This is a genomic window from Azotobacter salinestris (genome assembly GCF_009363155.1).
Classification (GTDB): Bacteria; Pseudomonadota; Gammaproteobacteria; order Pseudomonadales; family Pseudomonadaceae; genus Azotobacter; species Azotobacter salinestris.
In genome coordinates this window covers 648461-675139 of sequence record NZ_CP045302.1, presented here as the reverse complement: position 1 = coordinate 675139, position 26679 = coordinate 648461, and the positions used below count along the sequence as shown (strand labels likewise).

At 64.5% G+C, this 26679-nt stretch carries 25 protein-coding genes; 6 read left to right on the top strand and 19 right to left on the bottom strand.

The window, feature by feature from the left end:
- Nucleotides 1-38: 38 nt before the first annotated feature.
- From GCU53_RS03085 to GCU53_RS03020, 14 genes are all read right to left on the bottom strand, one after another.
- Nucleotides 39-1250 carry a glycosyltransferase family 4 protein gene (locus GCU53_RS03085; protein WP_152386320.1) on the bottom strand — a complete coding sequence of 404 codons (1212 nt, stop codon included), beginning with the start codon at nucleotides 1248-1250 and terminating at the stop codon, nucleotides 39-41.
- Nucleotides 1247-2377, bottom strand: a complete 1131-nt coding sequence (locus GCU53_RS03080) for a glycosyltransferase (protein ID WP_244307026.1) — start codon at nucleotides 2375-2377, stop codon at nucleotides 1247-1249. Before GCU53_RS03080 ends, GCU53_RS03085 begins: the two co-directional genes overlap by 4 nt.
- Complete coding sequence (locus tag GCU53_RS03075) at nucleotides 2346-3482, bottom strand: glycosyltransferase (RefSeq protein WP_152386319.1); 1137 nt, start codon at nucleotides 3480-3482, stop codon at nucleotides 2346-2348. The genes GCU53_RS03080 and GCU53_RS03075 overlap by 32 nt, the downstream gene beginning before the upstream one ends.
- Nucleotides 3479-4456 (bottom strand): glycosyltransferase family 2 protein, encoded by a 978-nt coding sequence (locus tag GCU53_RS03070; protein ID WP_152386318.1) that lies wholly within the window; start codon nucleotides 4454-4456, stop codon nucleotides 3479-3481. Before GCU53_RS03070 ends, GCU53_RS03075 begins: the two co-directional genes overlap by 4 nt.
- A gap of 47 nt (nucleotides 4457-4503) precedes the next feature.
- A complete protein-coding gene (locus tag GCU53_RS03065; protein WP_152386317.1) occupies nucleotides 4504-5337 on the bottom strand; it encodes a glycosyltransferase domain-containing protein in 834 nt (277 codons plus the stop codon).
- Between the two features lie 202 nt (nucleotides 5338-5539).
- On the bottom strand, nucleotides 5540-6862 hold the full coding sequence (locus GCU53_RS03060) for a UDP-glucose dehydrogenase family protein (protein ID WP_152386316.1): 1323 nt from the start codon (nucleotides 6860-6862) through the stop codon (nucleotides 5540-5542).
- 9 nt (nucleotides 6863-6871) lie between these two features.
- Nucleotides 6872-7831, bottom strand: a complete 960-nt coding sequence (locus GCU53_RS03055; protein WP_244307025.1) for an ATP-grasp fold amidoligase family protein — start codon at nucleotides 7829-7831, stop codon at nucleotides 6872-6874.
- Nucleotides 7832-7958: 127 nt separating this feature from the next.
- Complete coding sequence (locus tag GCU53_RS03050; protein WP_152386315.1) at nucleotides 7959-8927, bottom strand: phosphoribosyltransferase family protein; 969 nt, start codon at nucleotides 8925-8927, stop codon at nucleotides 7959-7961.
- A 4-nt stretch (nucleotides 8928-8931) separates the two neighbouring features.
- Entirely contained in the window at nucleotides 8932-10800 is a 1869-nt protein-coding gene (locus tag GCU53_RS03045; RefSeq protein ID WP_152389768.1) for an ABC transporter ATP-binding protein, read from the bottom strand.
- A 52-nt stretch (nucleotides 10801-10852) separates the two neighbouring features.
- The gene (locus GCU53_RS03040; RefSeq protein ID WP_152386314.1) at nucleotides 10853-11959 is read right to left on the bottom strand and encodes an NAD-dependent epimerase/dehydratase family protein; all 1107 of its coding nucleotides are present in this window, start codon (nucleotides 11957-11959) and stop codon (nucleotides 10853-10855) included.
- Complete coding sequence (gene tviB, locus GCU53_RS03035) at nucleotides 11956-13233, bottom strand: Vi polysaccharide biosynthesis UDP-N-acetylglucosamine C-6 dehydrogenase TviB (RefSeq protein ID WP_152386313.1); 1278 nt, start codon at nucleotides 13231-13233, stop codon at nucleotides 11956-11958. Before tviB ends, GCU53_RS03040 begins: the two co-directional genes overlap by 4 nt.
- 70 nt (nucleotides 13234-13303) lie before the next feature.
- Entirely contained in the window at nucleotides 13304-15508 is a 2205-nt protein-coding gene (locus tag GCU53_RS03030) for a polysaccharide biosynthesis tyrosine autokinase (protein WP_152386312.1), read from the bottom strand.
- Nucleotides 15509-15541: 33 nt separating this feature from the next.
- The gene (locus GCU53_RS03025; RefSeq protein WP_152389767.1) at nucleotides 15542-15988 is read right to left on the bottom strand and encodes a low molecular weight protein-tyrosine-phosphatase; all 447 of its coding nucleotides are present in this window, start codon (nucleotides 15986-15988) and stop codon (nucleotides 15542-15544) included.
- An 810-nt stretch (nucleotides 15989-16798) separates the two neighbouring features.
- Complete coding sequence (locus GCU53_RS03020; protein WP_152386311.1) at nucleotides 16799-18178, bottom strand: MATE family efflux transporter; 1380 nt, start codon at nucleotides 18176-18178, stop codon at nucleotides 16799-16801.
- 146 nt (nucleotides 18179-18324) lie between these two features.
- Between GCU53_RS03020 and pdxB the strand changes: the two genes are divergently transcribed.
- Entirely contained in the window at nucleotides 18325-19467 is a 1143-nt protein-coding gene (gene pdxB / locus GCU53_RS03015) for a 4-phosphoerythronate dehydrogenase PdxB (RefSeq protein ID WP_152386310.1), read from the top strand.
- A gap of 3 nt (nucleotides 19468-19470) precedes the next feature.
- Here the strand turns inward: pdxB and GCU53_RS03010 are convergent, their stop codons facing one another.
- The 4 genes from GCU53_RS03010 to GCU53_RS02995 form a co-directional block, all read right to left on the bottom strand.
- Complete coding sequence (locus GCU53_RS03010; RefSeq protein WP_152386309.1) at nucleotides 19471-19674, bottom strand: PA1571 family protein; 204 nt, start codon at nucleotides 19672-19674, stop codon at nucleotides 19471-19473.
- A gap of 200 nt (nucleotides 19675-19874) precedes the next feature.
- Nucleotides 19875-20156 carry a pyrimidine/purine nucleoside phosphorylase gene (ppnP, locus tag GCU53_RS03005; protein ID WP_152386308.1) on the bottom strand — a complete coding sequence of 94 codons (282 nt, stop codon included), beginning with the start codon at nucleotides 20154-20156 and terminating at the stop codon, nucleotides 19875-19877.
- A gap of 60 nt (nucleotides 20157-20216) precedes the next feature.
- On the bottom strand, nucleotides 20217-20774 hold the full coding sequence (locus GCU53_RS03000) for a 3'-5' exonuclease (protein ID WP_152386307.1): 558 nt from the start codon (nucleotides 20772-20774) through the stop codon (nucleotides 20217-20219).
- Between the two features lie 134 nt (nucleotides 20775-20908).
- On the bottom strand, nucleotides 20909-21250 hold the full coding sequence (locus tag GCU53_RS02995) for a DMT family protein (protein ID WP_152386306.1): 342 nt from the start codon (nucleotides 21248-21250) through the stop codon (nucleotides 20909-20911).
- A gap of 139 nt (nucleotides 21251-21389) precedes the next feature.
- On the opposite strand from GCU53_RS02995, the gene GCU53_RS02990 reads away from it, so the two are divergent.
- Nucleotides 21390-21641: a YkgJ family cysteine cluster protein gene (locus GCU53_RS02990; RefSeq protein WP_152386305.1), complete on the top strand. Its 252-nt coding sequence runs from the start codon at nucleotides 21390-21392 to the stop codon at nucleotides 21639-21641.
- Nucleotides 21642-21749: 108 nt separating this feature from the next.
- On the opposite strand, the gene gltA is transcribed toward GCU53_RS02990, so the two are convergent.
- The gene (gltA, locus tag GCU53_RS02985) at nucleotides 21750-23033 is read right to left on the bottom strand and encodes a citrate synthase (protein ID WP_152386304.1); all 1284 of its coding nucleotides are present in this window, start codon (nucleotides 23031-23033) and stop codon (nucleotides 21750-21752) included.
- A 379-nt stretch (nucleotides 23034-23412) separates the two neighbouring features.
- Here gltA and sdhC point away from each other — a divergent pair, with 379 nt between their 5' ends.
- Genes sdhC through GCU53_RS02965 form a run of 4 tightly spaced genes read left to right on the top strand, consistent with a single transcriptional unit; the run spans nucleotide 23413 to nucleotide 26665 of the window.
- A complete protein-coding gene (gene sdhC / locus GCU53_RS02980; RefSeq protein WP_170849310.1) occupies nucleotides 23413-23796 on the top strand; it encodes a succinate dehydrogenase, cytochrome b556 subunit in 384 nt (127 codons plus the stop codon).
- Nucleotides 23790-24158: a succinate dehydrogenase, hydrophobic membrane anchor protein gene (sdhD, locus tag GCU53_RS02975; RefSeq protein ID WP_152386303.1), complete on the top strand. Its 369-nt coding sequence runs from the start codon at nucleotides 23790-23792 to the stop codon at nucleotides 24156-24158. Before sdhC ends, sdhD begins: the two co-directional genes overlap by 7 nt.
- Nucleotides 24159-24161: 3 nt before the next feature.
- Nucleotides 24162-25934, top strand: coding sequence for a succinate dehydrogenase flavoprotein subunit (gene sdhA / locus GCU53_RS02970; RefSeq protein ID WP_152386302.1), 1773 nt, complete (start codon nucleotides 24162-24164; stop codon nucleotides 25932-25934).
- Nucleotides 25935-25945: 11 nt separating this feature from the next.
- Nucleotides 25946-26665: a succinate dehydrogenase iron-sulfur subunit gene (locus GCU53_RS02965; protein ID WP_152386301.1), complete on the top strand. Its 720-nt coding sequence runs from the start codon at nucleotides 25946-25948 to the stop codon at nucleotides 26663-26665.
- Nucleotides 26666-26679 lie beyond the last annotated feature (14 nt).

Here is a 26679-nt window from a genome sequence, read left to right as displayed (position 1 = left end):
GGCTGGCTGCCGGACAGGGAAGGCTGCAGGGGCACCGCCTACACGGATGTGCGCAGGGGCGTCAGGGCCGCCGCATAGGCGTCGGCACAGGCCTCCAGGGAAAAGTGGCGGATGCCGAGGTTCCGGCAGCGTTCGCGCCAGGCCTCGCGCTGCGCCAGCACCTCGTCGCAGAACCAGCGGGCCGCCCGGTCCAGTTCGGCGTCCGCCAGAGCGGCGAGCAGCCGCCCGGCTCTGGCGGCGATGGCGTCGGTGTCGCCGATGCCGGCGCTGGCCAGCACCGGCAGGCCGCAGAGCAGGTACTCGCCGAGCTTGATCGGCGCCACGCCGCGCATGGAAAAGCTGCTCCGGCGCAGCGCCAGGCCCAGGTCGGCGCAGGCCAGGTAGCCGGGCACCGCCTCGCCCGGCACGGACAGGCAGGACACCGCCGGCGCCAGCGCGGCGAAGCGCTCCAAGGTGGGCTGCAGCAGCTCCGGCGAGCCGGTCAGGACCAGCAGGCGGGCATCGGTGCGCCGCTGAAGGATTCGCCCGAACAGGCGGAACATTTCCTCCGCGCAGTACTGCGGGCCGAGCGAGCCGGCATAGACCAGCAGTGGCGTGTCGGCGGCCAATCCCAGCCGCTCGCGCATCCGCCGCCGCGAGTCGGCGTCTCCCGGGCTGAAGCGCTCGATGTCGCGGCCGTTGCCGACCACCTGGAACTTGCCGGGCGAGGTGCCCGGGCCGGCCCGCGCCAGGAGGATCTCCACCGCCTGCTGCGAGCGGGTCAGCACGCGGTCGGCGCGGCGCACGGCCTGCGCCTCGACATCGCGCAGCAGGCGCTGGGCCAGGCTGGACGGCGACTGGCCGGCGAACTCCACCCGTTCGTCCAGGGGCAGGCCGTCGGCGTCGAAGACCATCGGCAGCGTACGGCCGCGCAGCGCCAGCAGGCTGGCCAGGGCCGGCAGCGTGCTGCGCGGCATCAGCACATCGATCTGTTGCTCGTCGATCGCCCGGCGGATCAGCCGGGCGCCCTCGAGCGCGGTCAGCAGGCCGCCCAGGGCGCGGGGCCGGCGCCGGATCCGCTGCGCCCGGTAGGCCAGTCCGGCCTGCCGGCAGGCCTGGCGGCGGCGCTCGATGAGCGTCTCCTCGCCCCAGGTGAACTGCAGGATGTGGAAGTGCAGTCCCACCGCGGAGAGCCGCTGGAAGATCGGCAGGAACAGGCTCTCCAGGTAGGTGACCTGCGGGCCGTCCCAGGTGACGTAGAGAATGTTCATGACGCGAGGCGCTCGGCGGCGAGGCGCTGGTAGAGGTGGTCGACTTCGCGGACGTAGCGTTCCGCGCCGAAGTTGGCGGTGGCCAGGCGCTGCCCGGCCCGGCCCATGGCCTGGCGCCGGGCGGGGTCGCGCTGCAGGTCCAGGATGGCCTCGGCGAGCGCCTGCGGCTGGCCGGGCGACACCAAGAGGCCGCTCCTGCCTTCGTCGACGATGTTGGGGATGCCGCCCACCCGGGTCGCCACCACCGGCAGTCCGGCGTACATCGCCTCGACCAGCACCAGGCCGAAGGCCTCCATGGCCGAGGCCAGGGCGAAGACGTCCATGAGCGCGTAGCAAGGCTGCGGGTCGGCCTGGTAGCCGGCGAAGCGCACTTGATCGGCGACGCCGAGCCGGTCGGCCAGTTCGCGCAGCCGGCCTTCGTCCGGCCCGCGGCCGACGATCAGCAGGCGCGTCTCGGGACAGGCCGGGAGCAGCGTGGCCAGCGCGCGGAGCAGGTCGCTGACGCGCTTGTGGTGGTCGTGCAGCCGGCCGACGGTGCCGATCACGAAGTGCTCCGGGGCCAGCCCGAACTGCTCGCGCAAGGCGTGGATCCGCTCCTCGTCGGGCGGCGCCGTCTCGGCCACGCCGTTGTTGATCAGGGTGACCTTGCTGCGCGGCAGGTGCAGGCGCCCGAGCAGGTACTGCTCGACGGCGGGCGACACCGCCACCATCTGGTGGCTCAGGCTGCCCAGCAGCCGCAGCAGCAGGTGGCCGCGCCAGCGGCGGTTGACCGGGTCGGAGGTTTCCTCGCCGATGATCACCGGCACCCGGGCGAGGCGGCCGAGGATGGCGGCCAGGGACACGCCCTCGAACACCGCGCCGTGGATGATGTGCGGGCGGAACTCGCGGATCACGCGCAGGGCCCGTCGGTACGGTTCGCGGTCCAGCACGCCGCGGAACACCCCGACGGCGTGTAGCGGGCAGCCGGCCTCGGCGAAGCGCGCCGGCAGGGCGCCCATGGCCTGGGTGCAGACCAGCGCCTGCTGGTAGCGCGAGCCGTCGAGCTGACGGGCCAGGGTCAGGCGGCGCTGTTCGACGCCGCCGGAGCCGACCGTTTCAAGGCAGTGCAGAATCCGGATCTTGTCCATGTTCGCCTTGGGCCCGTTTGGGGGTGAATTGCCGGTACAGGGTTTCCAGCCGGCTTTTGTAGCGGGCGGGTTCGAAGCGTCCCTCGACGGCGCCGCGCGCCCGCGCGCCCATGGCCGCGAGCCGCTGCGGGCCGATCCGCCAGGCCGCCTCGAGGGCGGCGGCGAGGGCGGTCGGGGTCGCCTCCGGCAGCAGCCAGCCGGTGGTGCCTGGGGCGACGATTTCCGGCGCACCGCCCACCGCGGTGGCGATGACCGGGACGCCACAACCCATGGCCTCGACCAGCGCCAGACCGAAGCCTTCGGAGCGGGACGGCTGGACGTAGAGGTGGCACTGGCGCACGTACGCGTCGGGATGCGGCCGGTAGCCCAGCAGATGCACGCGGTCGTCCAGCCCCTGGGCGCGGATGAAGGCTTCGAGCCGTTCCCGCTCGCGACCCTCGCCGATCAGCCAGAGTTCCGCGGGAATGCCACGGGCGCGCAGCAGGGCGACGGCCTCGACCAGCGCCTGGGGGTTCTTGACCGCCTCGAGGCGGCCGACGAAGCCGATGCGCAGCGTTTCGGCCGTCGGCACCCGCGCACTGCGCCCGTTCGGCAGCTTGACCGGGTTGTAGACCCGGATCGCCTTGGCCGGCGGTACCTCCCCACTGTCGACCAGCCAGCCGGTCACCGCGTCGGAGATGCCGATGACGCAGTGGGCGCAGCGGTAGAGCTGGCGGAACACCCGGCGGGCGTGCGCACTGTGCGTCGGGATGCCGATCTCTTCGCCGACCCGCACCGGCACCCCGGCCAGCCGGGCGGCGATCAGGCCGTGGAAGTTGGCCTCGGCGCCATGGGCGTGCAGCACCGTCGGACGCAGCCGGCGGAGCAGCCGGACGAGGGCGAGGATGGCGGCCGGGCTGGGGATTTTCGCCGGCTGGTGCAGGCAGTGGACCGGGGCACCGAGGGTTTTCAGCTGGCGCTCGGCACTGCCCCCGCCGCCGATGGCGCAGAAGAGGTGCTGCATGTCGCCTGCCGGCTGTTCGGCGAGCAGCTCCATGCGCTTTTCCACGCCGCCGAAGTGCAGCGAGGTGAGCAGATGGAGGACCGAGGGGCGCGGAGCGGTCATGGCCGGACCATGTCCTTGAGCGCGCTCTTCCAGCCGGCGAAGGTCTGGTAGCCGCCCGACAGCCAGAAGCGCAGCAGTTCCGGGCTGCGTCGCCAGCGCGGGCGCGCGGCGATCGCCAGGCGTCGCTCGAAGGCCGGAATCCGGGCCTGCAGGCGGGCCAGCGCCTGCTCCAGGCGCTGGTCGGCGCCGAGGACCTTCAGGCGCGTCCGGTTCGCCTCGAGCCGCTCGAGGTACAGGTTGGCGTGGACGATCTGGGTCATCCAGCCTTCGCGGGCATCCTTCAGGCCATGGCTGGCCAGCACCTGCAGCCGGGACAGTCGGCCGGTGCTGCTGGAGACGCTGTGCGAGGCGTTGTTGCCGTGCCTTCGGTAGAACTGCAGCGGGCGATCGATGATCAGCCGCAGGCCGAGGAAGTCGGCAAGCTTGTTGATCCAGATGTCGTGCGGGATGTGGTGATGGCCGACCACCTCGGGAATCGGCAGCGCGACCTCGAGCCAGACCCTGCGCAGCGCGGTGCAGCAACCGGTGATGAAATAGGTGTCGCTGAAGCCCAGGCTGCGGGTGTTGCCCAGTTTGCTGCGGCCGGTGGGCTCCAGGTTCTGCGTGGTGATTTCCTGGTCGTTGAGCACGACCATCTTCTCGGGGTGCGCCAGGAAAGCCTGCTCGACGATCTCGAGCCGGTTCTCGAACCAGACATCGTCCTGGTCGCTCAGGAACAGGACATCGCCGCGGCACAGGGACAGCGCCTTCTCGAAGTTCCTGATGTAGCCCAGGTTTCTTTCGTTGCGGTAGAGGCGCACGGGAAAGGGCGCCTGTCTCTGAAACTTCTCCAGGATATGGACGGTTTCGTCGCTCGAGCAGTCGTCGCAGACCACCAGCTCGTCGGGCTGGCGGGTCTGGCGGACGAAGCTGTCCAGCTGTTCCTGCAGGTAGCGGCTGCCATTGTAGGTGGCCATGGCAATGGAGATATTCATGGCTCTTCCAGCTCTTATTGGGTGGGGATGGGAGAGATCGCTCGGGACTAGGCATCCTTGGGGCGGGTATGGGCCAGGCTGTCCAGGTGCTTGATCAGTTTTTTACGGACCCTGCTCACATATCTCCTGGTATGGAAGAGGGCCAGGTAGGCCGAGTAACGGTAGTGCCAGGAATAGCGCTCGACAGGCGGAGGGCGCCGATGCCGTTCACGCCGGAAAAAGTATTTGCTTGTTCCGTCGTATGCATTGTCGTTGCCCATGAGCCCGAAGTTCAGATTGTGTTGATGGGCTATGTAGTTGAAGGACAGTTGGTCTCTTCTGCTCCGCCCGAGCACCATTTCCCACCAGGCGTTCATGGGCTTTTCAAGTGCGGGGGTCTTCCTGCGGAGCAGGACGTTGCTTTCGATCAGCCCATGCTTTGCCGGATAGCCTTGTCTCTTCAGGAATTCGATGTGTTCCTTCAGAACGTCTACGGAGTCCCTCTTGCTCGACAGACAGGACATGGCTTCCTCGTAGATGCAGTTTCTGCGCGGGTGCTTGAAGGTGATCAGGTCATGCTTGTCGAGCAGCGGCAGGAGTTCGGTGATGTCGCCTATTATGTCGATGTTTCCATCTATCCAGATGGTGCAGTCATATTGTTCCAGGACGGGGTGGCCGACGATCTTGATTTTTCTTGCCTTTCTGACGCTGTCCAGATGCGAGTAGCTTTCATCCAGGCGAATTATTTTCCAGAACCGGGAATGGATGTCGCAATCGGTGAAGGCCAGATAATCGATATGCTCCGGAGATGTGCAGGTGGGCTCTTCCAAGTTGTCGTAGCCAGCGGTTATGGCTGTGTATACGGCTATTTTCTTCGGAGTGGTCATGCGGAGCTTGTCCATGTTGGTCGACTCTCGACGGGCTTGGTTTGCTCGATAATCCAGTCCTGCTGACCCCCGACCGCATCACGGGGGACGATCCGTTGACCCGACATGTGATAGTTGCATGCATGGCCTGTCGGAAGATGGGGCGGCAACTTCCCTGAAGGCCGTGCGGATATGGGGCATCGGCTCGGCACGATGATTTCCCGCTGGTTTCGGTTGTTCAGCGTCCAATCGAGTAGTACTTGATCCCCTTGCTCTGCATGCGCGCGGGCTCGAACAGGTTGCGTCCGTCGAAGATCAAGGGCTGCCTGAGTTGCTGCTTGATGAACTCGAAGTCCGGGGCCTTGAAGGCCTGCCAGTCGGTGACGATCACCAGGGCGTCGGCATCCTTCAGCGCGGCCTCCTTGGTGCCGCAGAGGGCCAGCTCGGTGCGGTTGCCGTACAGGCGCTGGGCCTCTTCCATGGCCTCCGGATCGTAGGCCTGCACCCGTGCCCCGGCGTTCCACAGCGCCTCCATCAGGGTGCGGCTGGGAGCCTCGCGCATGTCGTCGGTCCTGGGCTTGAAGCTCAGGCCCCAGACGGCGAAGGTCCTGTCCTGCAGGGCGCCCTCGAAGTGCTGGCTGATCTTCTTGTACAGGCTGGCCTTCTGTTCCTTGTTGCGCTGCGCCACCGCCTTCAGCAGCTTGGCGTCGAAGTCGATGTTCTCGGCGGTGCGGATCAGCGCCTGTACGTCCTTGGGGAAGCAGGAGCCGCCATAGCCGGCGCCGGCATAGATGAAGTCGTAGCCGATGCGCGGGTCGGAGCCGATGCCGCGGCGGACCATCTCGATGTCGGCGCCGAGCATCTCGGCCAGGCTGGCCATTTCGTTCATGAAGCTGATCTTGGTCGCCAGCATGCAGTTGGCGGCGTATTTGGTCAGCTCGGCGCTGTGCGCGTCCATGACGATGATCTTTTCGTGGTTGCGGTTGAAGGGCGCGTACAGCTCGCGCATCACCTCTTCGGCATCGCGGCTGGTGGTGCCGATGACGATGCGGTCGGGACGCATGCAGTCGGCGACGGCCGAGCCTTCCTTGAGGAATTCGGGATTGGAGACCACCTCGAAGGTCAGGTCTTCGCGCCCGCGGCGGGCGAGGATCTCGGCGACCCGGGTGGCGACCCGGTCGGCGGTGCCTACCGGGACGGTGGATTTGTCGACGATGACCTGGGGGCGCTCCATGTGCTCGGCGATGGTCTCCGCCACGGCCAGCACGTAGCGCAGGTCGGCGGAGCCGTCCTCGTCGGCGGGCGTGCCCACGGCGATGAACTGCACCTCGCCGCGCCTCACGCCTTCGGCGGCATCGGTGGTGAAGTTGAGACGGCCGGCAGCATGGTTTTCCCTGACCAGCGTCTCCAGCCCCGGCTCGTAGAGGGGGATATGGCCCTGGTGCAGGCGCTCGATCTTTTCCTCGTCGATATCGACGCACAGCACATCGTGGCCAACTTCCGCCAGAACGGCACCTTGCACCAGTCCGACATAGCCTATTCCGAATACGGTGACTTTCATGGCTGATCCTCAGCGTTTTTCGGCTTCTGCGCACGGCAGGCTACAGGGTTGTCCGATCGACCAGGCTGGCGGCGGATTTTCAGGCCAGCCGAATTTGCTGCCCAATATCAGATCCCATTCCGGTGGCAGGAACCTGTAGGCGCCGGCAGCCGGGGTGATGGTCAATTCACCCACGTATATTTTTCCTTCATGACAATAGAGGTCCACGCGCAGATAGCCGAAAGGCGCCGACAGTCTCTTCGCTATTTCGAGCATTTCCGGCAACTCCTTGGGTGTGGTGAATATGGGCGACTCCTGGCCTGACTCATTCTCGATGTAGTTGAAGGGGGCGATGGACCAGTCTTCGAAGAACAGAATCTGCGTCAGCTTCTCGAAGCGGCCCTGCATGACTTGTATGAAAACGTAGGGCGGACTGCCGGGGCCGTGATTGAATATATGGAATTTATAGTCGTTCGGCGGCTTGCCATTGCAAAGCAGAGCCTTTTCAAAGATGACTCTGGGTTGAATGCCGGCATAGTGCTTTTCTCTGAACAGTTTGGAGAAGTCTTTCTCCAGCCAGTTGTTGGCTTTATGGGTCAGCTCTTGCAGATTCTCCTTGTGCTTGTTTGCAATGATCTTGATCTGCCCGGAGCTGTGGTTGGCCTTCATCACGAAGCTGTCGGGCAGGGTGTCGAAGGTTTCCAGGGTCACCCTGTCGCAGACGAGATAGTAGGGGACCAGATACTGGGTGCCGACTGTGCTTTCTATATATTCCCGGGCGCGGACTTTGTCTGCCAGGAGGGAGAATATCGGCGCGGGATAGCGCATCCGGTGAAATATCTTCTCGGAAAAGCGCTTGGGTTTCCTGAAGTTGCAGAACCGCCCGTGCAGTATGAAGTAGCGTCGTTGGTAAAATAGCGGTTCGGGAAGTTTCCGATCCAGCAGCTTCTGGACCCTTCTGTAAAGAGCAAGGACCTTGAGAGGGAGCATTTTCCTGACCGACTGATGGTTGAGATTTCCCAGAGGACAAGTCTTGTTGCGGGCCTGGCCGGCCCGAGTCGTAGCAAAAGGAAAGGCATTGCTTCATATAGCGTCTGGCTCAATCGGTGAAGGTTGTCTAACTCGGTTTGTGCAGGCGTCTCTTCAGGGAGGTTGGAATCGATTGGCTGAGTTTCTTGAGGGTGCTTCGCAAAATCCAGGCCGGGTCGGTGAGGAGGGCTTCCCGGGTGCCGGCTCGATAGATCCGGTTGTCGCCGACGCAAAACACCGGCTTGCCGGTCGCCTTCGCGATGGCGAGCGCCTGGCCGGGATCGCCTTCCAGGAACAGATCCAGTTTCGCCTCGGCGTGGTAATAATCGGCCTTGCCTGCGCTGCATGACGCGAGACGCTGGCCGTCCGTCTGTTCGGCAAGACCGAGCAGGACCAGCCGTTCATAGCGGATGCCGTGTTTTTCCAGCCAGGCCTCGGTTTCTTTCCGGTATGCCTCCGGCCGGCTGCTGATGAGGGAGTGGATCTTGCCGGAGGGCAGGATCAGCGGTTCGGCGTTCTGCAGAAAGGCCCTGTACAGCTCCTGGTCATGGCGCTGCTCCGGCGTCGGGCGCATGCACAGCACGCCGTCGATGTCGACGCATGAACGAATCAGGATGCCGTGGTGGTAGACGTTCCATTCGAAGAGGCGCGGCCAGGCCAGGTGCCTGACATACAGGTCGACCTCGGCGGGCGTCGTCGAGGACGAGTAGACGGCCATTCTGATCACCCTGCCGGTGAACGCCTCGGGCAGTTGCTCGACGGCCGAGCGCATGGAGCGGCCCGAGGTGATGCTGTCGTCCACCAGCAGGATGGTCTTCGCGTCCCAGGCCCGGGCCAGGGCTTTGCCCGGGCTGCGCGTGCTGCCATTGGCGGGGCTTTCGTTCCGGCAGAAGGACACCAGGTCGATGCAGCTCAGGTTCAGATACAGGGCGATCATGTAGGCCGGGATCATGCCGCTGCGCGGAATGCCCACCACCAGATCGATTTCCCGGTCGTGCAGCCTGTGCAGATTCTTCCGGATGTCGCCGCTGAGGTCGGCATAGGAGATGAAGTTCATGGGCTCATTTGCCTTGCATCGAGTGTGCTTTTCCTGCTGCGAGCAGGTTCGGCAGATCCTCTTCGGGCGTGCCCGAGCCCTTTATCTGCAGTCTTGAACCGCCTGGCGGGCGGATCTGGGTTTGGTTTGCCGTGCGCAGCAGACGGCCGCTGGCGAGCTCGTAGATGCAGTCGCAATCGCTCAGGGTCGAGGTGCGGTGGGCGATGATCAGCACGGTCAGCTCCGGGCCCAGGTCGCGGATGGCCTCCATCACGGCGCTTTCGGTGGCGCTGTCCAGGGAGCTGGTGGCTTCGTCGAAGATCAGCACGTCGGCCTGCTTGTAGAGCGCGCGGGCGATGCCGATGCGCTGGCGCTGGCCGCCGGACAGGCGCACGCCGCGCTCGCCGATCCGGGTGTCGTACTGATCCGCCAGGCCCTCGATGAAGTCGGCGATATGCGCCTTGCGTGCGGCTTCGCGCAGGCGCTCCCAGTCCAGGTCGCGCCGCTCGACGCCGAAGGCGATGTTCTCGGCGATCGAGCTGTCGGCCAGGTAGATGCTTTGCGGCACATGGGCGATGTGCGCCTGCCAGTCGCGCCGGTTGGCCGGGGTCAGGGGCACGCCGTCGATGAGGATGCTGCCGCCGATGGGCTCCAGCAGGCCCATGAGCAGGTCCAGGGTGGTGCTCTTGCCGCTGCCGGTCTTGCCGATGAAGCCGGTGCGGCTGCCCTTGGCGATTTCCAGGCTCAGGTGCCTGAGTACCTCCGGGCCCTCGCTGGCGTAGCGGAAGCTGATGTCCCTGAGCTCGATGCTCCGCGCGAAGGGGATCGGCTGCGGCGGGAGGCGCTTCTGGTATTCGGGCGGAATCGGCTGTTCGAGCAGTTCCAGTACGTCCTCGATGTTGCCCCGGTTGCCCATGATGGTCGACCAGCCGTGGTAGATCTGCTGCATCTGCGGCAGCAGGCGCTGCGCGCCGATGGCCAGGGCGCCCAGCACCGGCAGGGCTTCGGCCAGGCCGCCCGCGCGCTGGCTGAGGGTGTAGGCCAGCATGGCGATGGCGAGCATGCCGATGGCTTCGATCAGGTAGCGCGGCGCCGTGCCGAGAAAGGAGTTGACGATCTGCGCCTTGCGCAGGTCGGCGTCGACCTTGCGGAAGCGTTTGACGTAGAGCTCCTGGGAGCCGTCGATCAGGATGTCGCGAATGCCGCCGAGGCCTTCCTGGATGGCTTGGACGCGCACATTGTGCGCCTGGGCGATGATCCGGCTGTTCTTTCGCAGCTTGCGCCGGGTGCCCAGACTGATCAGCAGGTACAGCAGGCTGAACAGGATGCCGGCGGCGAAGGCGACCGCCGGGTCGATGAGGATCAGGGCGACGAAGATCGCCGAGGTCATCAGGGTGGCGATCAGGGTGCTGATCAGCGGCATGAGCAGGCCGCTGACCACGCTCTGGACCTTGCCCATGCCGGCGATGATCTGGCTGGTGTTGCGCGCCACGTGGTAGCGGTAGGGCTGAAGCAGGGTGCGTCGGTAGACCTCGACGCCCAGATCGAAGCCGATGCCGTAGGTGGTCTTGTTGCTGGCCCAGATCAGCAGCATGCGCACGAAGGAGGCGAGCACCGCCATCACGCCGAACAGCACGGTGGCGGGGAGCAGGATGTTCTCGTGCTGCCAGCCGAACAGATTGAACAGCTGCTGCAGCAACGGAAACTCGAGCGCCTTCTGCGGGTTGGCCAGCAGCGTGAGCAGGGGAATTATGCTGCCGAAGGTCGCCAGCTCGGCGACGATGCCCGCCAGCATGAGCAGGATCAGGCCGAGCAGCTGGACGCGCCGGCGCCTGGACAGATGGGGATGGAGGCTCCTGAGGATGCGGCTCAGCGAAGGATCGGTATTGCGCATGGGCAAGGGCTCGCTCCGAGGGTCAATGGCTGGCGAAGAGGACATCCACCTTCTATCGCGCGGCAGGTTGGTGCGTGTGGTGCCGGGAGGCGACGGGCTCCGACTCCAGGCTCCGGGCGATGAACCAGGGCATGGCTTGGGCGATGCCGGCCTGCAGGTCGTATTGCGGGACGTAGCCCAGCAGGCGTCGCGCCTTGCCGATGTCCGCCAGGGAATGGCGTACGTCGCCCGGGCGGAAGTCGCGATGGCGGGGGGCTCTGGCGTAGCGCAGGCCGTTTTTCGCCAGGCTCTGGCGAAGCGCCAGGAACAACCGGTCGAGGCTGGTGCGCTCGCCGACGGCGATGTTGTAGACCTGGTTGCGCGCGCAGGCTTCGGCGCAGGCGGCGAGCAGGTTGGCCTGCACGGCGTTGTCGACGTAGCAGAAGTCGCGGCTGGTGCTGCCGTCGCCGTTGATGAACACCTCCTCGCCGCGCAGCATCGCGGTGATCCATTTCGGGATCACCGCGGCATAGGCGCCCTCCGGGTCCTGGTGCCTGCCGAAGACGTTGAAGTAGCGCAGGCCGATGCTGGGCAGCCCGTAGTTGCGGGCGAAGGTGTCGGCGTACAGCTCGTTGACGTACTTGCTCACGGCATAGGGGGAGAGCGGCCGGCCGATGCTGTCCTCGACCTTGGGCAGCCCGGGATGGTCGCCGTAGGCGGCGCTGCTGGCAGCGTAGGTGAAGCTCCTGACCCCGGCGTCGCGGGCGGCCACCAGCATGTTGAGGAAGCCGTCGACATTGCAGGCGTTGGTGGCGATGGGATCTTCCAGCGAGCGCGGCACGGAGCCGAGGGCCGCCTGATGGAGGACGTGCTCGACCGGACGGGGCCGGCAGCCCGGCACGACCGCCACGAAGGTCATCGCCTGGCGGCAGTCGTGCAGCGTGCGGATGTCGCCGCGGATGAGCTGGAACCTGGCCCAGCGCTCTGCGGAGGTCCGGCTGCGGACCTCCTCCAGATTGTGCAGGTGGCCGGTGGAGAAGTTGTCCAGGCCCACCACCCACTGGTCGAGCCCGAGCAGGGTTTCCAGCAGGTTGGAGCCGATGAAGCCGGCCACCCCGGTGACCAGCCAGGTGGCGGGCGTTTGCGGCAGGTCGAGGAGCAGGCGTTGGTAGCGTGTCATAGGCGCAGATCCGCTTCGTCGGGCTTGAGCAGGTACTTGAGGTCGTAGAGGACATGGTCGGGCTTGCCGAAGCGGCGGATGCTCGGCGCGCCCATGCTGCGGAACTGGTGGTGGGCGACGGCGAGGATGATGCCGTCGTAGGCGTTGGCCGGGGGCGCGGCCAGCGGCCTGATGTCGTAGGCCTGCTGGGCTTCCTCGGCATCGACCCAGGGGTCGTAGACATCGACCGAGATGTTGTACTGGCGCAGTTCCTGGATGATGTCGACGACGCGTGTGTTGCGCAGGTCCGGGCAGTTTTCCTTGAAGGTGAGGCCCATGACCAGGGCGCGGGCGCCGTCGATCTGGATGCGCCGCTTGAGCATCGCCTTGATCAGCTGGGACACCACGTAGCCGCCCATGCCGTCGTTCAGGCGCCGGCCGGCGAGGATGATCTCCGGGTGGTAGCCGATGGCTTCGGCCTTGTGGGTCAGGTAGTAGGGGTCGACGCCGATGCAGTGGCCGCCGACCAGGCCGGGACGGAACGGCAGGAAGTTCCACTTGGTGCCGGCCGCCTGGAGTACCGCTTCGGTATCGATGCCCATGCGGTTGAAGATCACCGCCAGCTCGTTGACCAGGGCGATGTTGAGGTCGCGCTGGGTGTTCTCGATCACCTTGGCCGCCTCGGCGATGCGGATGCTGTCCGCCTTGTAGGTGCCGGCGGCGATGATCTCCCGGTACAGCGCGTCGATCAGCTCGGCCACCTCGGGGGTGGAGCCGGAGGTGATCTTGCGGATGCCGGTGATGCGGTGTTCCTTGTCGCCGGGGTTGATCCGCTCCGGGCTGTAGCCGGCGTAGAAGTCGCGGTTGAACACCAGCCCGGAGACCCGCTCGAGCACGGGGACGCAGCCTTCCTCGGTGGCGCCGGGGTAGACGGTGGACTCGTAGACGACGATGTCGCCCTTCTTCAGCACCTGGCCGATGGTTTCCGAGGCGCGGATCAAGGGCGTCAGGTCGGGCTTCTTGTGCGAGTCGATCGGCGTCGGCACGGTGACGATATAGAAGTTGCAGTCGGCCAGGCTGGCGATGTCGGCGCTGTAGCGGAGGTGGCGGGCCTCGCGCAGCTCACGGTCGTCGACCTCCAGGGTCCGGTCGTGCCCGGCCTCGAGGGCGGCGATGCGCGCATGGTCGATGTCGAAGCCGACGACCGGCCGGCGCCTGCCGAATTCGACCGCGAGCGGCAGGCCGACGTAACCGAGTCCGATGATGGCGAGTTTCAGGTCTTCCAGAGTATGCATGGCGGTGCCCGTAACGATCGGCTGGTGGGAGGGGTTCGCGGTCCGTATCGGCTCGAACGGATGGCAGGGCTCAGGCGTTGTCCGACTTGTACTCGTAGTGGTGGTAGGCGGCGTGTCCGTAGCCATAGATGGCGGCACGCTTTTCCAGGCCGTTGAAGATGGCGCCCTTGATTTCGATGCCGCTCTGCGCGAAGCGCCTGACGGTCATCTCGATTTCCCGGGCGGAACTCGTGCCGTAGCGGGTCACGATCAGGGTGGTGGCCGCCTGCCGGCCGACGATGGCGGCGTCGGTGACGGCCAGCAGCGGCGGGGTGTCGAGGATCACCAGGTCGTGGCTCGCGCTGGCCTGCTCGAGGGCGGCCGTGAGCTGGGGACGCATGAGCAGTTCGGAGGGGTTCGGCGGAAGCTGCCCCCGCGGCAGCAGGAACAGGCCGGGGAGCGGGGTCGGGTGGATCACGTCGGCGAGCTCGCAGCGTCCGGCGAGGAGATCGGCCAGTCCCATGTCCGCCGGCATGCCGAGCAGCCTGTGCAGATGGCCCTTGCGCATGTCCACGTCGATCAGCAGCACGCGCTTGCCGGCCTGGGCGACGACGGCGGCCAGATTGGCGCAGACGAAGCTCTTGCCCGCCTGCGGGCCGGGGCCGGAAATCACCAGGCGGTTGTCCTGGGCGCCCAGCATGATGAAGTGCAGGCTGGTGCGCAGGCTGCGCAGGGCCTCGACCGCCGGATCGTTGGGATGGCTCAAGGCGAGCAGCGGAGAGGCGGCGGGATCGCCGGCCATCTGACGGCGTTTGGGCTTGATATGCGCCTGCCGCCCGCTGAAGGGGACCGCCGCGTATACCGGCAGACCCAGCTGTTCGATGGCCTCCGGGGTCTCCAGGCCCGGATTGAGCAGCTTGCGCAGCAGCACCAGGCCGATCGCCAGCAGTGCCCCGGCCAGCGTGGCGCCCACCTGGATGAGGCTCTTGTTCGGGGCGACCGGGCCGCCGTCGATGACCGCCTGATCGACGATGCGCACGTTGCCGACGGTACCGGCGCGGACCAGATCGAGCTCCTGGGCCTTGTTCAGCAGCTGGGTGTAGATCGCGGTGCTGACCTGGACGTCCCGCGACAGCCGCAGGAGCTCCTGCTGGGTTTCCGGCAGGCCCTGTACCCGTCTGGCGATCTCGTTCTGGCGCCGGGTCAGGCCCTGGATCTGCATCAGCAGGGTCTTGTAGGCCGGGTGCTCGCGGGTGAAGCGGCGGTCGAGTTCGGCCTGCTGCATCCTCAGCTCCGAGATGCGGGTCTCCAGCTCGACGGCCTGGCTGAGCACGGTGCCGGTTTCCATGCCGATGTCGACGGAGCCGTGCTGCTTGCGGTAGTCGTTCAATGCGCCTTCGGCCTTGTCCAGTTCGCGGCGTACTTCCGGCAGCTGGGTGCGCAGGAACTCCAGGCTGCCATCGGCCTCGGCGGACATGCGCTCGACGTTCTGGCGGACGAACAGGCGGCTGATCTCGTCCACCACCCGGCTGGCATGCTGGGGGTCCGGATGCTCCATGGCCACGGTGATCAGGCCGGTGTCGGTACCCAGTTCGGTGAGCTGCAGCGCGCCCCGGTAGGTGCGGATGGTGCTCAGCCGGCTCGCCTTGCGCAGGCTGAAGCGGGTACCCGGCCGGGCCTGCAGCTCACGGATCTGCAGGCGGATGCCGTTGCGGTCGAGGGCTTCGCCGACCCGGCCCTGGAGCAGCGGCTTGCCCTCGCTTTCCTCCAGGGTGAAAGTGCCGTTGTCGCCGGCGGTCAGCAGGAAGGCCTTGCCGATCCAGCGCGGCTCGACCTCGAAGCGGAAGACATCGATCTTCTCGCCGCCCCAGGCGTATTCCTCGAGGCCGAGGAGGGGCTCCGCCAGGTCCTGACCGCGATGGCGGCGGGCGAGGTAGTCGCCGATCAGCGGAAAGCGCAGGGGGGTGGCCTGGACATCGAGGTGCAGGTTGTCGACCGCCTGGCCGATCACGCTGCGCGAACGGATCAGTTCGATTTCGGTTCTGGCGCTGGACGCCTGGGTGAAGTCCCCCATCTCCAGTCCGGGAACGGTGCCGCTTTTCTTCTCGATCTGGACCAGGGCGCTGGTGCGGTGGATCGGTGTGGCGAACATGCCGTAGAGGGTGCCGCCCAGGAAGAACAGGAGGGTCACGCCGAGGATCGGCCACTTGTAGTCGAGCAGGGCGCCGAGCAGCTTGCGCAGGTCGATGCCGCTGTCCTCGTGATCTTGCGGGCTGGATACGGAAGTGGGGTGCATGGGGATGGTTCCCTGGAGGAGGTGCTCCGGCAGTCAGTGACCCAGGCGCGCGGCCCATGCCTCGACGGCCGTGCGAATCTGTCGATAGGCCTGTTCGAAGGCCGTCCGGTCGCGGCGGAAGGGATCCTGGATTTCCGCTTCGTCCTGCCATTTGCCGAGCAGGAAGGTCTTGCCGCGTGCCTCGGGAGCGATCCGGTAGATGCTGCCGATATGGCGGCGCTCCATGACCAGCACCAGATCGGCCTGCTGCAGCATGGCGCGATTCAGCTGACAGGCCTTGTGTTCGGGAGGTCGGTGGCGGTGTTCGAGAAGTACTGCGCGGGCGGTGGGCTCCATCGGCAGGCCGACCTGTGCCGCCAGACCGGCGGAGTCGATCTTCACGGTCCGGTTGCCGCGGGACAGCGCTTCTTTCATCAATGCCTGGGCGCTGGGACTTCGGCATATATTGCCGATGCAGACGATGAGTATCCGTTCGAGCACTTTATATGCTTCCAGAGTTATGGCGCCGTGACTTGGAAAAACGGCGCTAACAATTGCAGGCGCTGTAATGGAAGTCCGGCGTGGACTTTCCATGCAGAGAGCCATCGGAACTTTCTGAAGCAAGCGAGGCGAAATAGTCGTGGTTGCTTATATGTGCGGGCGCGCTGTCCTCTTCGGGTACGCTACCGCCCCAGGATTTGGCGTCGGCCTCCTGAAGACGGGTAAGTAGCCATTGCGGGGCGTGCGAACACCTGTGCGCCGCCTCGTTCAGGCTTGCGTTCGGTTTCTCGGGTATGGTCATCGCCGGAATTCTTGCTCGGCACTCAATCCACCGTGCAAACAACAGCAGGGTACTTCATGGATTCTTTGTCTTTTTATATTTATGAATTTGCTATGGTTGTTCCCGTCCCGTTTCTGGTAGCAAATTAATGTTACTTCGCCAAACCACAGCAGAATAATCCACTCAGAAGTGGCAAAGTGTAGTTCAGGGTTGTTTACAGGATTGTCATGTCCGTACGTCAGCCGATAGGCGGTCATGTTCGGAGAAGAGTGGAAAGTTCTGCGTTGCCTCGCTGCCGTTTGGTTAGTTTGAATGGAAGTTTTCTACAGTTATTAAGTTTGACACTTCCAGCGGCATAAAAGGTTTTGCTTCTGCCCGGCCGACAGCGAAGCGTTTTTGCTTGAGGCGTGAATGTGGCTATCGGGAACCGGGCTCGTCGCAATGGGCGGCAGGGGATGTTCGCAGGCTGCAGTAGATCGCGCAGGCCAGCGGTTCGATTGGAACTGTTGGGAGGGAATGGCGAGAAGGAGTCAATCCGCTCCGGTTCCGTGAATGTGCCGTCGTGCACTGCGGGCCAGGCGCGCACCCAGCAGGAGGGCGGCGCAGCTCAGGCCGATGACCATGCCCTGCCAGAGCCCGCGCGGACCGCTGGGGGCGCCGAGCCAGCCGTCGAGACCGAGGCCATAACCGATCGGCAGGCCGATTCCCCAGTAGGCGAGCAGGGTGATCAGCATGATCGCGCGGGTGTCCTGGTAGCCGCGCAGCGCACCGGCGGCAGTCACCTGGATGGCGTCGGAGAACTGGAAGAGCGCGGAATAGAGGAGCAGGCCGCTGGCAATGGCGATCACCGCCGGATCGGTGCTGTAGAGGTGCGGGATCTGCTCGCGCAGCAGCAGCATGAGACTGACGGCGAGGGTGGCGAAGCCGAGCGCTGCGGCTATTCCGGTGCCGGCACTGAAGCGGGCGTCGCGCGAACTGCCGCGGCCCAGGGCGTGGCCGACGCGGACGGTGACCGCCATGCCCAGGGAGTAGGGCACCATGAACACCAGACCGGAGAAGTTCAGGGCGATCTGGTGTCCGGCGACCACCTTGGCGCCCAGGCCGCCGATCAGCAGGGCGATCACCGAGAAGATGCTCGCCTCGGCGAACACCGCCACGCCGATCGGCAGGCCGATGCCCAGCAGGCGGCGGATGATCGGCCAGCGGGGAGGGTCGATGCGGTCGAACAAGCGGCTTGGCTGGTAGCAGGGAGCTCGCTTCACCCGGAACAGCATGGCCAGCAGCATGAAGATCATCACCAGCGCGGTCGCCCAGCCGCAGCCGACGCCACCCATGGCCGGCAGGCCGAGCTTGCCGTGGATGAAGACGTAGTTGGCCGGGATGTTCAGCAGCAGGCCGGCGATGCCGATCAGCATGCTCGGCCGGGTGTGCCCGAGTCCGTCGCTGAAGCAGCGCAGGACGTGGTACAGGGCCACGGCCGGGATGCCGCAGGCGATCGCGCGCAGATAACCCATGGTCGGCTCGATCAGGCTGGCCTCGACCTGCATCAGGCGCAGTGCGGGCGCGGCGTTCCACAGCAGCAGGGCGGCGCTGCTGCCGGCCGCCAGGGCCAGCCACAGTGCCTGGCGGACCAGCGGGCCGATCTCCGGCTGGCGGCCGGCGCCGTGAAGGTGCGCGACTCGGGGAGTGGTGGCCAGCAGGATGCCGGTGGTCAGCAGATAGGTGGGTACCCAGAACGAATTGCCGAGGGCGACCGCGGCGAGATCGGCGGGACCGACCCGGCCGGCCATCAGGGTATCGACGAAGCCCATGGCGATATGCGCCAGTTGCGCGACGATGATCGGCAGGGCGAGGCCGGCCAGCGCACGCAGTTCGCGGCGCAGCCGCTGCAGGCGCGGTTCGAGAGGCATGTCGGTATTCGCCGGGTGGAGCGGAAGGGCGGCTAGTCTACGCCCTGCGGGGGAGGCGGGAAATGCGCAATTGTCCCGCTCGCCCGCGGCCGGTCGCCCCCGCCTGACGATGCGCCTAGAATGGGCGGCCTTGAAAGGAGTCCGCCATGCGAATCCTCGCCGACGAAAACATTCCCCTGACCCATGCCTTCTTTTCCGCCTTCGGCGAGATCCGCCAGTTGCCCGGCCGCGCCATCGAGCCGGGCTCGCTGCAGGACGCCGAGGTGCTGCTGGTGCGCTCGGTGACCCGGGTCGATGCCGCCCTGCTGGAGGGCAGCCGGGTGCGCTTCGTCGGCACCTGCACCATCGGCACGGACCATCTGGATCTCGAGTATCTGCGCCGGCGCGGCATCGCCTGGGCCAGTGCGCCGGGCTGCAATGCCCGCGGCGTGGTCGATTACGTGCTGGGCAGTCTGCTGAGCCTGGCGGAGCGGCAGGGCGCCGATCTTTCTTCCCGCTGTTACGGAGTGGTCGGGGCCGGCCAGGTCGGCGGGCGGCTGGTCGAGGCGCTGCGCGGATTGGGCTGGCGCGTGCTGGTGTGCGACCCGCCGCGCCAGGCGCTCGGGGAGGGCGATTTCGTCGATCTGCCCACCGTCCTGCGCGAGTGCGACGTGCTGAGCCTGCACACGCCGCTGACCCGCGGGGGGGCGCACCCGACCTGGCATCTGCTCGGTCGCGAACAGCTGGCGCGGCTGCGGCCCGGCAGCTGGCTGATCAACGCCAGTCGCGGCGCGGTGGTCGACAACCGGGCGCTGCGCGAGGTGCTCGCAGCCCGCAGCGATCTGCAAGCGGTGCTGGATGTCTGGGAAGGCGAGCCACAGGTGGATGTCGCTCTGGCCGGGCTTTGCCACATCGCCACGCCGCATATCGCCGGCTACAGCCTGGACGGCAAGCTGCGCGGCACGGCGCAGGTCTACCGGGCCTTCTGCGAGCACCTGGGCGTGCCGCCGAGCGTGCTGCTGGACGAGCTACTGCCGCCGCCCTGGCTCTGCGAGCTGGGGCTCGACGCTGGGGCCGATCCGGCCTGGGCGCTGGCGACGCTATGCCGGGCCGTATACGACCCGCGCCGGGACGATGCCGACTTCCGCCGCACTCTTGAGGGCGACGAGCAGGCCCGACGCAGCGCCTTCGACGCCCTGCGCAAGCACTATCCGCCGCGCCGGGAAATCGACGGCCTGCGTGTGCGGCTGAGCGGCGAGGCACCACTTTTGCGGCAACTGGTACAGGCGTTGGGAGCCGAGCCGGTCTAGGCCTCAGTCATCCGCTCTTCGTTCGTCGGCGGGAGGTTGGCGCGGAGCCGCTACCCAAGTCTTGTCGAGAAGCCGGCAGGCCTTCTGGATCATGCCCTCGGTGATCGGGATTTCCCGGCCCTGTGCGTCGATGACTGCGCCGCCGCTGGGTTGGTGGGAGCGCAAGCGGGCGGAATGATGCTGGGGACTGTGCTTGTGCGGGCTCATGATGATTGACTTTCCCTCCGCTGCTGAGCTGCAGTCTGCAGTTTAGTCGCTCGACAAGAGGCGAGAGGGAGCTGGTCGGCCTGTTGTGCGTGCAGGCGTTACGCGGATATGGACAGGAGCGGAAGGATAGCGGGGCGACGTTGCCGTCGCGCTTCTGCCCGGTCCCTGGACCGCCGGCGGGTGCCCAGGGACCTCTTCGATCAGCGGTACTCGCAGAGATAGGCCGTGTCCGTGGCGACCTTCAACTGGAACTTGCTGTTGGCCGGAACGGTGAACTGGCTGCCGGCCTCGAAGGTTTCCCACTGTTCGCTGCCCGGCAGCTTCACGGTCAGGGCACCAGCGATCACATGCATGATCTCCAGCTGGCTGGTGCCGAATTCGTATTCGCCAGCAGCCATCACACCGATGGTGGCCTGCCCTTGGCTCATGGCGAAAGCGATGGATTTGACGGTGCCGTCGAAATATTCGTTGACCTTGAACATGCTGGATCCTCAGGAGGGACTGAAAAAGGCCCGCAAGTATGCATAAGGCATTCTGCCGCGTCATCCGCTTTGAGCGTCGGGCATGGCCGCCAGCGGCAGCAGTCGGGCCGTATTGCGCGCATCTTCCAGGGCTCGATGCTGTTGTCCCTGAAAGTTCATGCCGGCGAGTTGCAGGGCAGTCCTCAGACCGACTGTGTGCTTCAGTTGGCGAGTATCGGCGAAACGTTGTTTCAGATTGACATGAGGCATGGCAGCCAGGCTGCTGGCCAAGCCATGACGGCGCCATTCCTGCACCAGTTGCCAGCGGTCGTAATCGCCCCAGCTGGTCCAGCCCGCCAGGCGCGGGCGATGGGGTTCGAGCCAATGTTCGAACTGCTCCCAGACTGCGGGCAAAGGGACGGCCGAGTCGATGTCGGACTGGGCTATGCGTGTCAGCTCGCGGCAGAAGGCGGTCAGGAGAGGGCGGCGCAACGGACGTACGAAGCGCTTGAAGTGATCCAGTTCATGGCCGCCCCTGTCCACCAGGCTGGCGCCGATTTCGACGATTTCCATGTCTTCCAGCGGCCAGCCGCCCTCGTCCGTCGTGGCTTCCAGATCAATCACCAACCACTTGTCCATGGGCAGCTCCAAGGCTCCGTGCAAGAGGGGATGCCAGCCTTGCTGGCGGCCAGAGGTATCAGTGTAAACCCTCTCCGCAGCCGTACCGGCCGATGGCGGGACACTGGCCACGGGCCTGTCGACTCGCAGGGCAGTCAGCTGCGGAAGATGAAATACACCGCGCCCAGCAGACAGAGTCCGGCCCAGAGGTAGTCGAGCTTGAGGGGCTGGTGCATGAACAGCACGCTGAAGGGGACGAAGACCATCAGGGTGATCACTTCCTGCATGATCTTCAGTTGGCCCACGCTGAGTTCGGTGTAGCCGATGCGGTTGGCCGGGACCATGATCAGGTACTCGAACAGGGCGATTCCCCAGCTTATGAGGGCGGCAATGACCCAGGGCTTGCTGTTGAGAGTGCGTAGATGGCCATACCAGGCAAAGGTCATGAAGATGTTCGAAAGGCTGAGCAGCAGCGCAGTTTGCAGCCAGATCGGCATGAAGGGCGGCTCCGGAAGGGATGGCAGCGACGGAACGAGGGGGGAGGGGCGTCGGCCGAGGGGGGCTTAGCAGCTCATCGGGTGCAGCGGTAGGATATCCGACCTTCCACGGAAGTTGCTCTGGTTGCGAGGTCCTATCATGAAATGTCGAGCGGGCTGTGGTGCCTGTTGCATTGCTCCTTCCATCAGTTCTCCGATCCCGGGCATGCCGCAGGGCAAGCCGGCAGGCGAGCGTTGCCTGCACCTCTCGGAGGACAATCTATGCATACTGTTCGGTCAGTTGGGACGGCCGCTGGTCTGTTCCGCCTTCGGTGCGGATGAGGCGGTCTGCGGCAGCAGTCAGGAAGAGGCATTGCAGTTGCTCGCCTGGCTGGAGCAGGAAACGCGCTGAGGCAGATCCGCTTGCGCCCCCGTGTTGATCAAATCGGCAGCACATGAGAGCACGAATAAAAAAGGCTGCGTAAGAACGCAGCCTTTTTTCCGCCGGGCGGGAAAGCGATTAGCGCTTTTCCACCGGGACGTAGTCGCGCTTCTCGTAGCCGGTATACAGCTGGCGCGGACGGCCAATCTTGTACGGGCCGGAGAGCATTTCCTTCCAGTGCGAGATCCAGCCCACGGTACGTGCCAGGGCGAAGATCACAGTGAACATGCTGGTCGGAATGCCGATCGCCTTGAGAATGATGCCCGAATAGAAGTCGACGTTCGGGTAGAGGTTGCGCTCCTTGAAATAAGGATCGTTGCGCGCAATCTCTTCCAGCTTCATGGCCAGTTCCAGCTGGGGATCGTTGATGCCCAGTTCGGACAGCACTTCGTCGCAGGTCTGCTTCATGACCTTGGCGCGCGGGTCGAAGTTCTTGTAGACGCGATGGCCAAAGCCCATCAGCTTGAACGGATCGTTCTTGTCCTTGGCCTTGGCCACGAACTTCTCGATGTTGGAGACATCGCCGATCTCGTCGAGCATGGTCAGCACGGCTTCGTTGGCGCCGCCGTGTGCCGGTCCCCACAGGGCCGCGATGCCGGCAGCGATACAGGCGAACGGGTTGGCACCCGAGGAGCCGGCCAGACGCACGGTGGAGGTCGAGGCGTTCTGCTCGTGGTCCGCATGCAGAACGAAGATGCGATCCATGGCCTTGGCCAGAACCGGGCTGATCGGCTTCACTTCACAGGGGGTGTTGAACATCATGTGCAGGAAGTTTTCCGCGTAATCCAGATCGTTGCGCGGATACATCAGCGGCTGGCCGAGAGAGTACTTGTAAACCATGGCGGCCAGAGTCGGCATCTTGGCTACCAGGCGAATTGCGGAGATCTCGCGATGCTGCGGATCATTGATGTCCAGCGAGTCGTGATAGAAGGCGGAGAGGGCTCCGACAACACCACACATGACGGCCATCGGGTGAGCGTCGCGGCGGAAACCGTTGAGGAAGTTCTTCAGCTGCTCATGAACCATGGTGTGGTTCTTGATATTGTTGACGAACTTCGCTTTCTGATCGGCGTTGGGCAGTTCGCCGTTCAGCAGCAGATAACAAGTCTCGAGATAATCGGAATTTTCCGCGAGTTGTTCGATCGGATAACCACGGTGCAACAGAATGCCATTGTCGCCGTCGATATAGGTAATCTTCGATTCGCAGGAGGCAGTAGACATGAAGCCAGGATCGAAGGTGAATTGGCCCGTCGAGGTCAGACCACGTACATCAATCACATCGGGACCGACAGTACCGGTCAACATGGGCAGTTCAACGGGAGCCTTGCCCTCGATGATCAACTGCGCTTTTTTGTCAGCCATGAGTGGCCTCCTTTTTGAGCTTTCTGCTAGGTATCGTCGGCGGGTCCCACATGTGCGGGGCCGCCTCTATCTATAGAGCGTCACTATAGGGGTGACGAGTCTGAAAGCAATCTGCACCAAAGTAGTAGTGGTGCGTTCGTTTCAGAACGGGTTGCACGCGAAAAAAGAAACTATTTACGTGATTAATAGCCATCGTGCAATCACTACTTTGTTGAGGGTGCTTGCGTTGTCATTAGTACCCTAACTGTCTATACTCGGCAACCGACCGCCAGGGGCTTTGAAGCCGCGTATTCTGGAGGTTGCCGCTCTCTGGGTGGTGGGTACCTGACCAGTGCACATCCCAACAACTTCGCCCTGCTCGCCAGGGCTCTCACAGTGAATGAAAGCCGTGAAAAGCCAACGACCTGTAAACCTAGACCTTAGGACAATCAAACTTCCTGTCACTGCTTACACGTCCATTCTTCACCGTATCTCTGGTGTCATCCTCTTCCTGGGAATTGTCGTGCTGCTGTCCTGGCTCGACAAGTCTCTGTCGTCGGAGGAAGGCTTCGAGCAGGTGAAGGGGTATCTGGCCAGTCCGCTGGTCAAGCTGGTGGCATGGGGCTTGGTGTCCGCATTGCTGTACCACCTGGTGGCCGGCGTGCGCCATCTGATCATGGATATGGGCATCGGTGAAACGCTGGAAGGCGGCACCAAGGGCTCGAAAATCGTTATCGGCGTTTCGGTGGCGCTGATCCTGCTGTCGGGGGTTTGGATATGGTAACTAATGTCACGAATTTCTCGCGCTCGGGCCTCTATGACTGGATGGCCCAGCGTGTCTCCGCGGTCATTCTCGCGGCATATACCCTCTTCCTGCTGGGTTACCTGTTCTTCAGCTCGGATCTGACCTACGGCGAATGGCATGGCCTGTTCTCCAGCACCGGCATGCGGATCTTCAGTCTGCTGGCTCTCGTCGCACTGAGCGTACATGCTTGGGTCGGCATGTGGACCATCTCGACTGACTACCTGACTCCGATGGCGCTGGGCAAACTGGCGACCGTTGTGCGTTTCCTTTTCCAGGCCGCGTGTGGCATCGCCATGTTCGCGTTTTTCGTCTGGGGTGTGCAGATTCTTTGGGGTATCTGATTCATGGCTAACATTCGTACGCTTTCCTTCGACGCAATCATCGTCGGCGGTGGTGGTGCTGGCATGCGTGCTGCTCTGCAACTGGCTCAGGGCGGCCACAAGACTGCAGTAGTCACCAAGGTATTTCCGACCCGTTCACACACCGTGTCCGCCCAGGGCGGCATCACCTGCGCCATCGCCTCGGCCGACCCGAACGACGATTGGCGCTGGCACATGTACGACACCGTCAAGGGCTCCGACTACATCGGTGACCAGGACGCCATCGAATACATGTGCTCGGTCGGCCCCGAAGCCGTATTCGAACTCGAGCACATGGGGCTGCCGTTCTCCCGTACCGAAACCGGCCGCATCTACCAGCGTCCGTTCGGTGGCCAGTCCAAGGACTATGGCAACGGCGGCCAGGCTGCCCGTACCTGCGCAGCTGCCGACCGTACCGGCCACGCGCTGCTGCACACCCTGTATCAGGGCAACTTGAAGAACAACACCACGTTCCTCAACGAGTGGTACGCGGTCGATCTGGTGAAGAACCAGGACGGCGCCGTGGTCGGCATCATCGCCATCTGCATCGAAACCGGCGAAACCGTCTACATCCGCTGCAAGGCCGTGGTTCTGGCCACCGGCGGCGCCGGTCGCATCTACGCCTCGACCACCAACGCTCTGATCAACACCGGTGACGGCGTGGGCATGGCCCTGCGTGCTGGCGTGCCGGTGCAGGACATCGAGATGTGGCAGTTCCACCCGACCGGTATCGCTGGTGCCGGTGTGCTGGTGACCGAAGGCTGCCGCGGCGAAGGTGGCTACCTGATCAACAAGCACGGCGAGCGTTTCATGGAGCGTTATGCTCCGAACGCGAAGGACCTTGCCGGTCGTGACGTCGTCGCCCGCTCCATGGTCAAGGAAATCATCGCCGGCAACGGTTGTGGTCCGGATGGCGACCATGTGCTGCTGAAGCTCGACCACCTCGGCGAGGAAGTGCTGCACAGCCGCCTGCCCGGCATCTGCGAACTGTCCAAGACCTTCGCCCATGTCGATCCGGTGACTGCCCCGGTTCCGGTCGTGCCGACCTGCCACTACATGATGGGTGGCGTGGCCACCAACATCCACGGCCAGGCCATCACCCAGGACGCCAACGGCAACGACAAGATCATCGAAGGTCTGTTCGCCGTGGGTGAAGTGGCATGCGTGTCCGTACACGGCGCCAACCGTCTGGGCGGCAACTCGCTGCTCGACCTGGTCGTGTTCGGCCGTGCCGCCGGTCTGCATCTGGAGAAGGCACTCAAGGAAGGCATCGAGTACCGTGGTGCTTCCGAGTCCGACCTGGACGAGTCCCTCAAGCGCCTGTCCGGCGTGAACGAGCGCAGCACTGGCGAAGAAGTCGCTCCCCTGCGCAAAGAGCTGCAGAACTGCATGCAGAACTACTTCGGTGTGTTCCGTACCGGCGAATACATGCAGAAGGGTATCGCCCAGCTGGCCGAGCTGCGTGATCGCATCGCTCAAGTCAAGATCAACGACAAGAGCCAGGCGTTCAACACCGCTCGCATCGAAGCTCTCGAGCTGCAGAACCTGCTCGAAGTGGCCGAGGCCACTGCGATCGCTGCGGAAGCTCGCAAGGAATCCCGTGGCGCCCACGCCCGTGAGGACTTCGAAGAGCGCGACGACAAGGAATGGCTGTGCCACACCCTGTACTTCCCGGGTGAGAAGCGCGTGACCAAGCGTGCTGTCAACTTCGCGCCGAAGACCGTTCCGGTGTTTGAACCCAAAGTGCGTACTTATTAAGGGTTATCGATATGTCGCTGCCCAAGACATTGCAAGTTAGCGTTTATCGCTACAACCCGGAGCAGGACTCTGCTCCCTACATGCAGAACCTGAACATTGACATCGACGGCAAGGATCTTATGGTCCTCGATGTCCTGGCCCTGATCAAGGAGCGTGACGGCAGCTTCTCCTACCGCCGCTCCTGCCGCGAAGGTGTCTGCGGCTCCGATGGCATGAATCTGAATGGCAAGAACGGCCTGGCCTGCATCACCCCGCTGTCCAGCGTGGTGACTGACGGCAAGCTGGTTATCCGCCCGCTGCCCGGCCTGCCGGTCATCCGCGACCTGGTCGTGGACATGAGCATCTTCTACAAGCAGTACGAAAAGGTGCAGCCTTACCTGCAAAACAATACTCCCGCCCCGGCCATCGAGCGTCTGCAGAGCCCGGAAGAGCGTGAGAAGCTGGACGGTCTCTACGAGTGCATCCTGTGCGCTTGCTGCTCGACCTCCTGCCCGTCTTTCTGGTGGAACCCGGACAAGTTCCTCGGTCCCGCTGCACTGCTGCAGGCTTATCGCTTCCTGGCCGACAGTCGTGACACCAAGACCCAGGACCGTCTGGCTGCCATGGACGACCCGTTCAGCGTATTCCGTTGCCGCGGCATCATGAACTGTGTGTATGTCTGCCCGAAAGGCCTGAACCCGACCAAGGCCATCGGTCACGTGCGCGACATGCTGCTGCGTAGCGGTACCTGATCGGTTCTTGGCAA

What these genes read in the sequence shown, in the direction of transcription:
- GCU53_RS03085 (WP_152386320.1), bottom strand. Translation starts at nt 1,250, where the DNA reads ATGAACATTCTCTACGTCACCTGGGACGGCCCGCAGGTCACCTACCTG.
- GCU53_RS03080 (WP_244307026.1), bottom strand. Translation starts at nt 2,377, where the DNA reads ATGGACAAGATCCGGATTCTGCACTGCCTTGAAACGGTCGGCTCCGGC.
- GCU53_RS03075 (WP_152386319.1), bottom strand. Translation starts at nt 3,482, where the DNA reads ATGACCGCTCCGCGCCCCTCGGTCCTCCATCTGCTCACCTCGCTGCAC.
- GCU53_RS03070 (WP_152386318.1), bottom strand. Translation starts at nt 4,456, where the DNA reads ATGAATATCTCCATTGCCATGGCCACCTACAATGGCAGCCGCTACCTG.
- GCU53_RS03065 (WP_152386317.1), bottom strand. Translation starts at nt 5,337, where the DNA reads ATGGACAAGCTCCGCATGACCACTCCGAAGAAAATAGCCGTATACACA.
- GCU53_RS03060 (WP_152386316.1), bottom strand. Translation starts at nt 6,862, where the DNA reads ATGAAAGTCACCGTATTCGGAATAGGCTATGTCGGACTGGTGCAAGGT.
- GCU53_RS03055 (WP_244307025.1), bottom strand. Translation starts at nt 7,831, where the DNA reads ATGCTCCCTCTCAAGGTCCTTGCTCTTTACAGAAGGGTCCAGAAGCTG.
- GCU53_RS03050 (WP_152386315.1), bottom strand. Translation starts at nt 8,927, where the DNA reads ATGAACTTCATCTCCTATGCCGACCTCAGCGGCGACATCCGGAAGAAT.
- GCU53_RS03045 (WP_152389768.1), bottom strand. Translation starts at nt 10,800, where the DNA reads ATGCGCAATACCGATCCTTCGCTGAGCCGCATCCTCAGGAGCCTCCAT.
- GCU53_RS03040 (WP_152386314.1), bottom strand. Translation starts at nt 11,959, where the DNA reads ATGACACGCTACCAACGCCTGCTCCTCGACCTGCCGCAAACGCCCGCC.
- tviB (WP_152386313.1), bottom strand. Translation starts at nt 13,233, where the DNA reads ATGCATACTCTGGAAGACCTGAAACTCGCCATCATCGGACTCGGTTAC.
- GCU53_RS03030 (WP_152386312.1), bottom strand. Translation starts at nt 15,508, where the DNA reads ATGCACCCCACTTCCGTATCCAGCCCGCAAGATCACGAGGACAGCGGC.
- GCU53_RS03020 (WP_152386311.1), bottom strand. Translation starts at nt 18,178, where the DNA reads ATGCCTCTCGAACCGCGCCTGCAGCGGCTGCGCCGCGAACTGCGTGCG.
- pdxB (WP_152386310.1), top strand. Translation starts at nt 18,325, where the DNA reads ATGCGAATCCTCGCCGACGAAAACATTCCCCTGACCCATGCCTTCTTT.
- GCU53_RS03010 (WP_152386309.1), bottom strand. Translation starts at nt 19,674, where the DNA reads ATGAGCCCGCACAAGCACAGTCCCCAGCATCATTCCGCCCGCTTGCGC.
- ppnP (WP_152386308.1), bottom strand. Translation starts at nt 20,156, where the DNA reads ATGTTCAAGGTCAACGAATATTTCGACGGCACCGTCAAATCCATCGCT.
- GCU53_RS03000 (WP_152386307.1), bottom strand. Translation starts at nt 20,774, where the DNA reads ATGGACAAGTGGTTGGTGATTGATCTGGAAGCCACGACGGACGAGGGC.
- GCU53_RS02995 (WP_152386306.1), bottom strand. Translation starts at nt 21,250, where the DNA reads ATGCCGATCTGGCTGCAAACTGCGCTGCTGCTCAGCCTTTCGAACATC.
- GCU53_RS02990 (WP_152386305.1), top strand. Translation starts at nt 21,390, where the DNA reads ATGAAATGTCGAGCGGGCTGTGGTGCCTGTTGCATTGCTCCTTCCATC.
- gltA (WP_152386304.1), bottom strand. Translation starts at nt 23,033, where the DNA reads ATGGCTGACAAAAAAGCGCAGTTGATCATCGAGGGCAAGGCTCCCGTT.
- sdhC (WP_170849310.1), top strand. Translation starts at nt 23,413, where the DNA reads ATGAAAGCCGTGAAAAGCCAACGACCTGTAAACCTAGACCTTAGGACA.
- sdhD (WP_152386303.1), top strand. Translation starts at nt 23,790, where the DNA reads ATGGTAACTAATGTCACGAATTTCTCGCGCTCGGGCCTCTATGACTGG.
- sdhA (WP_152386302.1), top strand. Translation starts at nt 24,162, where the DNA reads ATGGCTAACATTCGTACGCTTTCCTTCGACGCAATCATCGTCGGCGGT.
- GCU53_RS02965 (WP_152386301.1), top strand. Translation starts at nt 25,946, where the DNA reads ATGTCGCTGCCCAAGACATTGCAAGTTAGCGTTTATCGCTACAACCCG.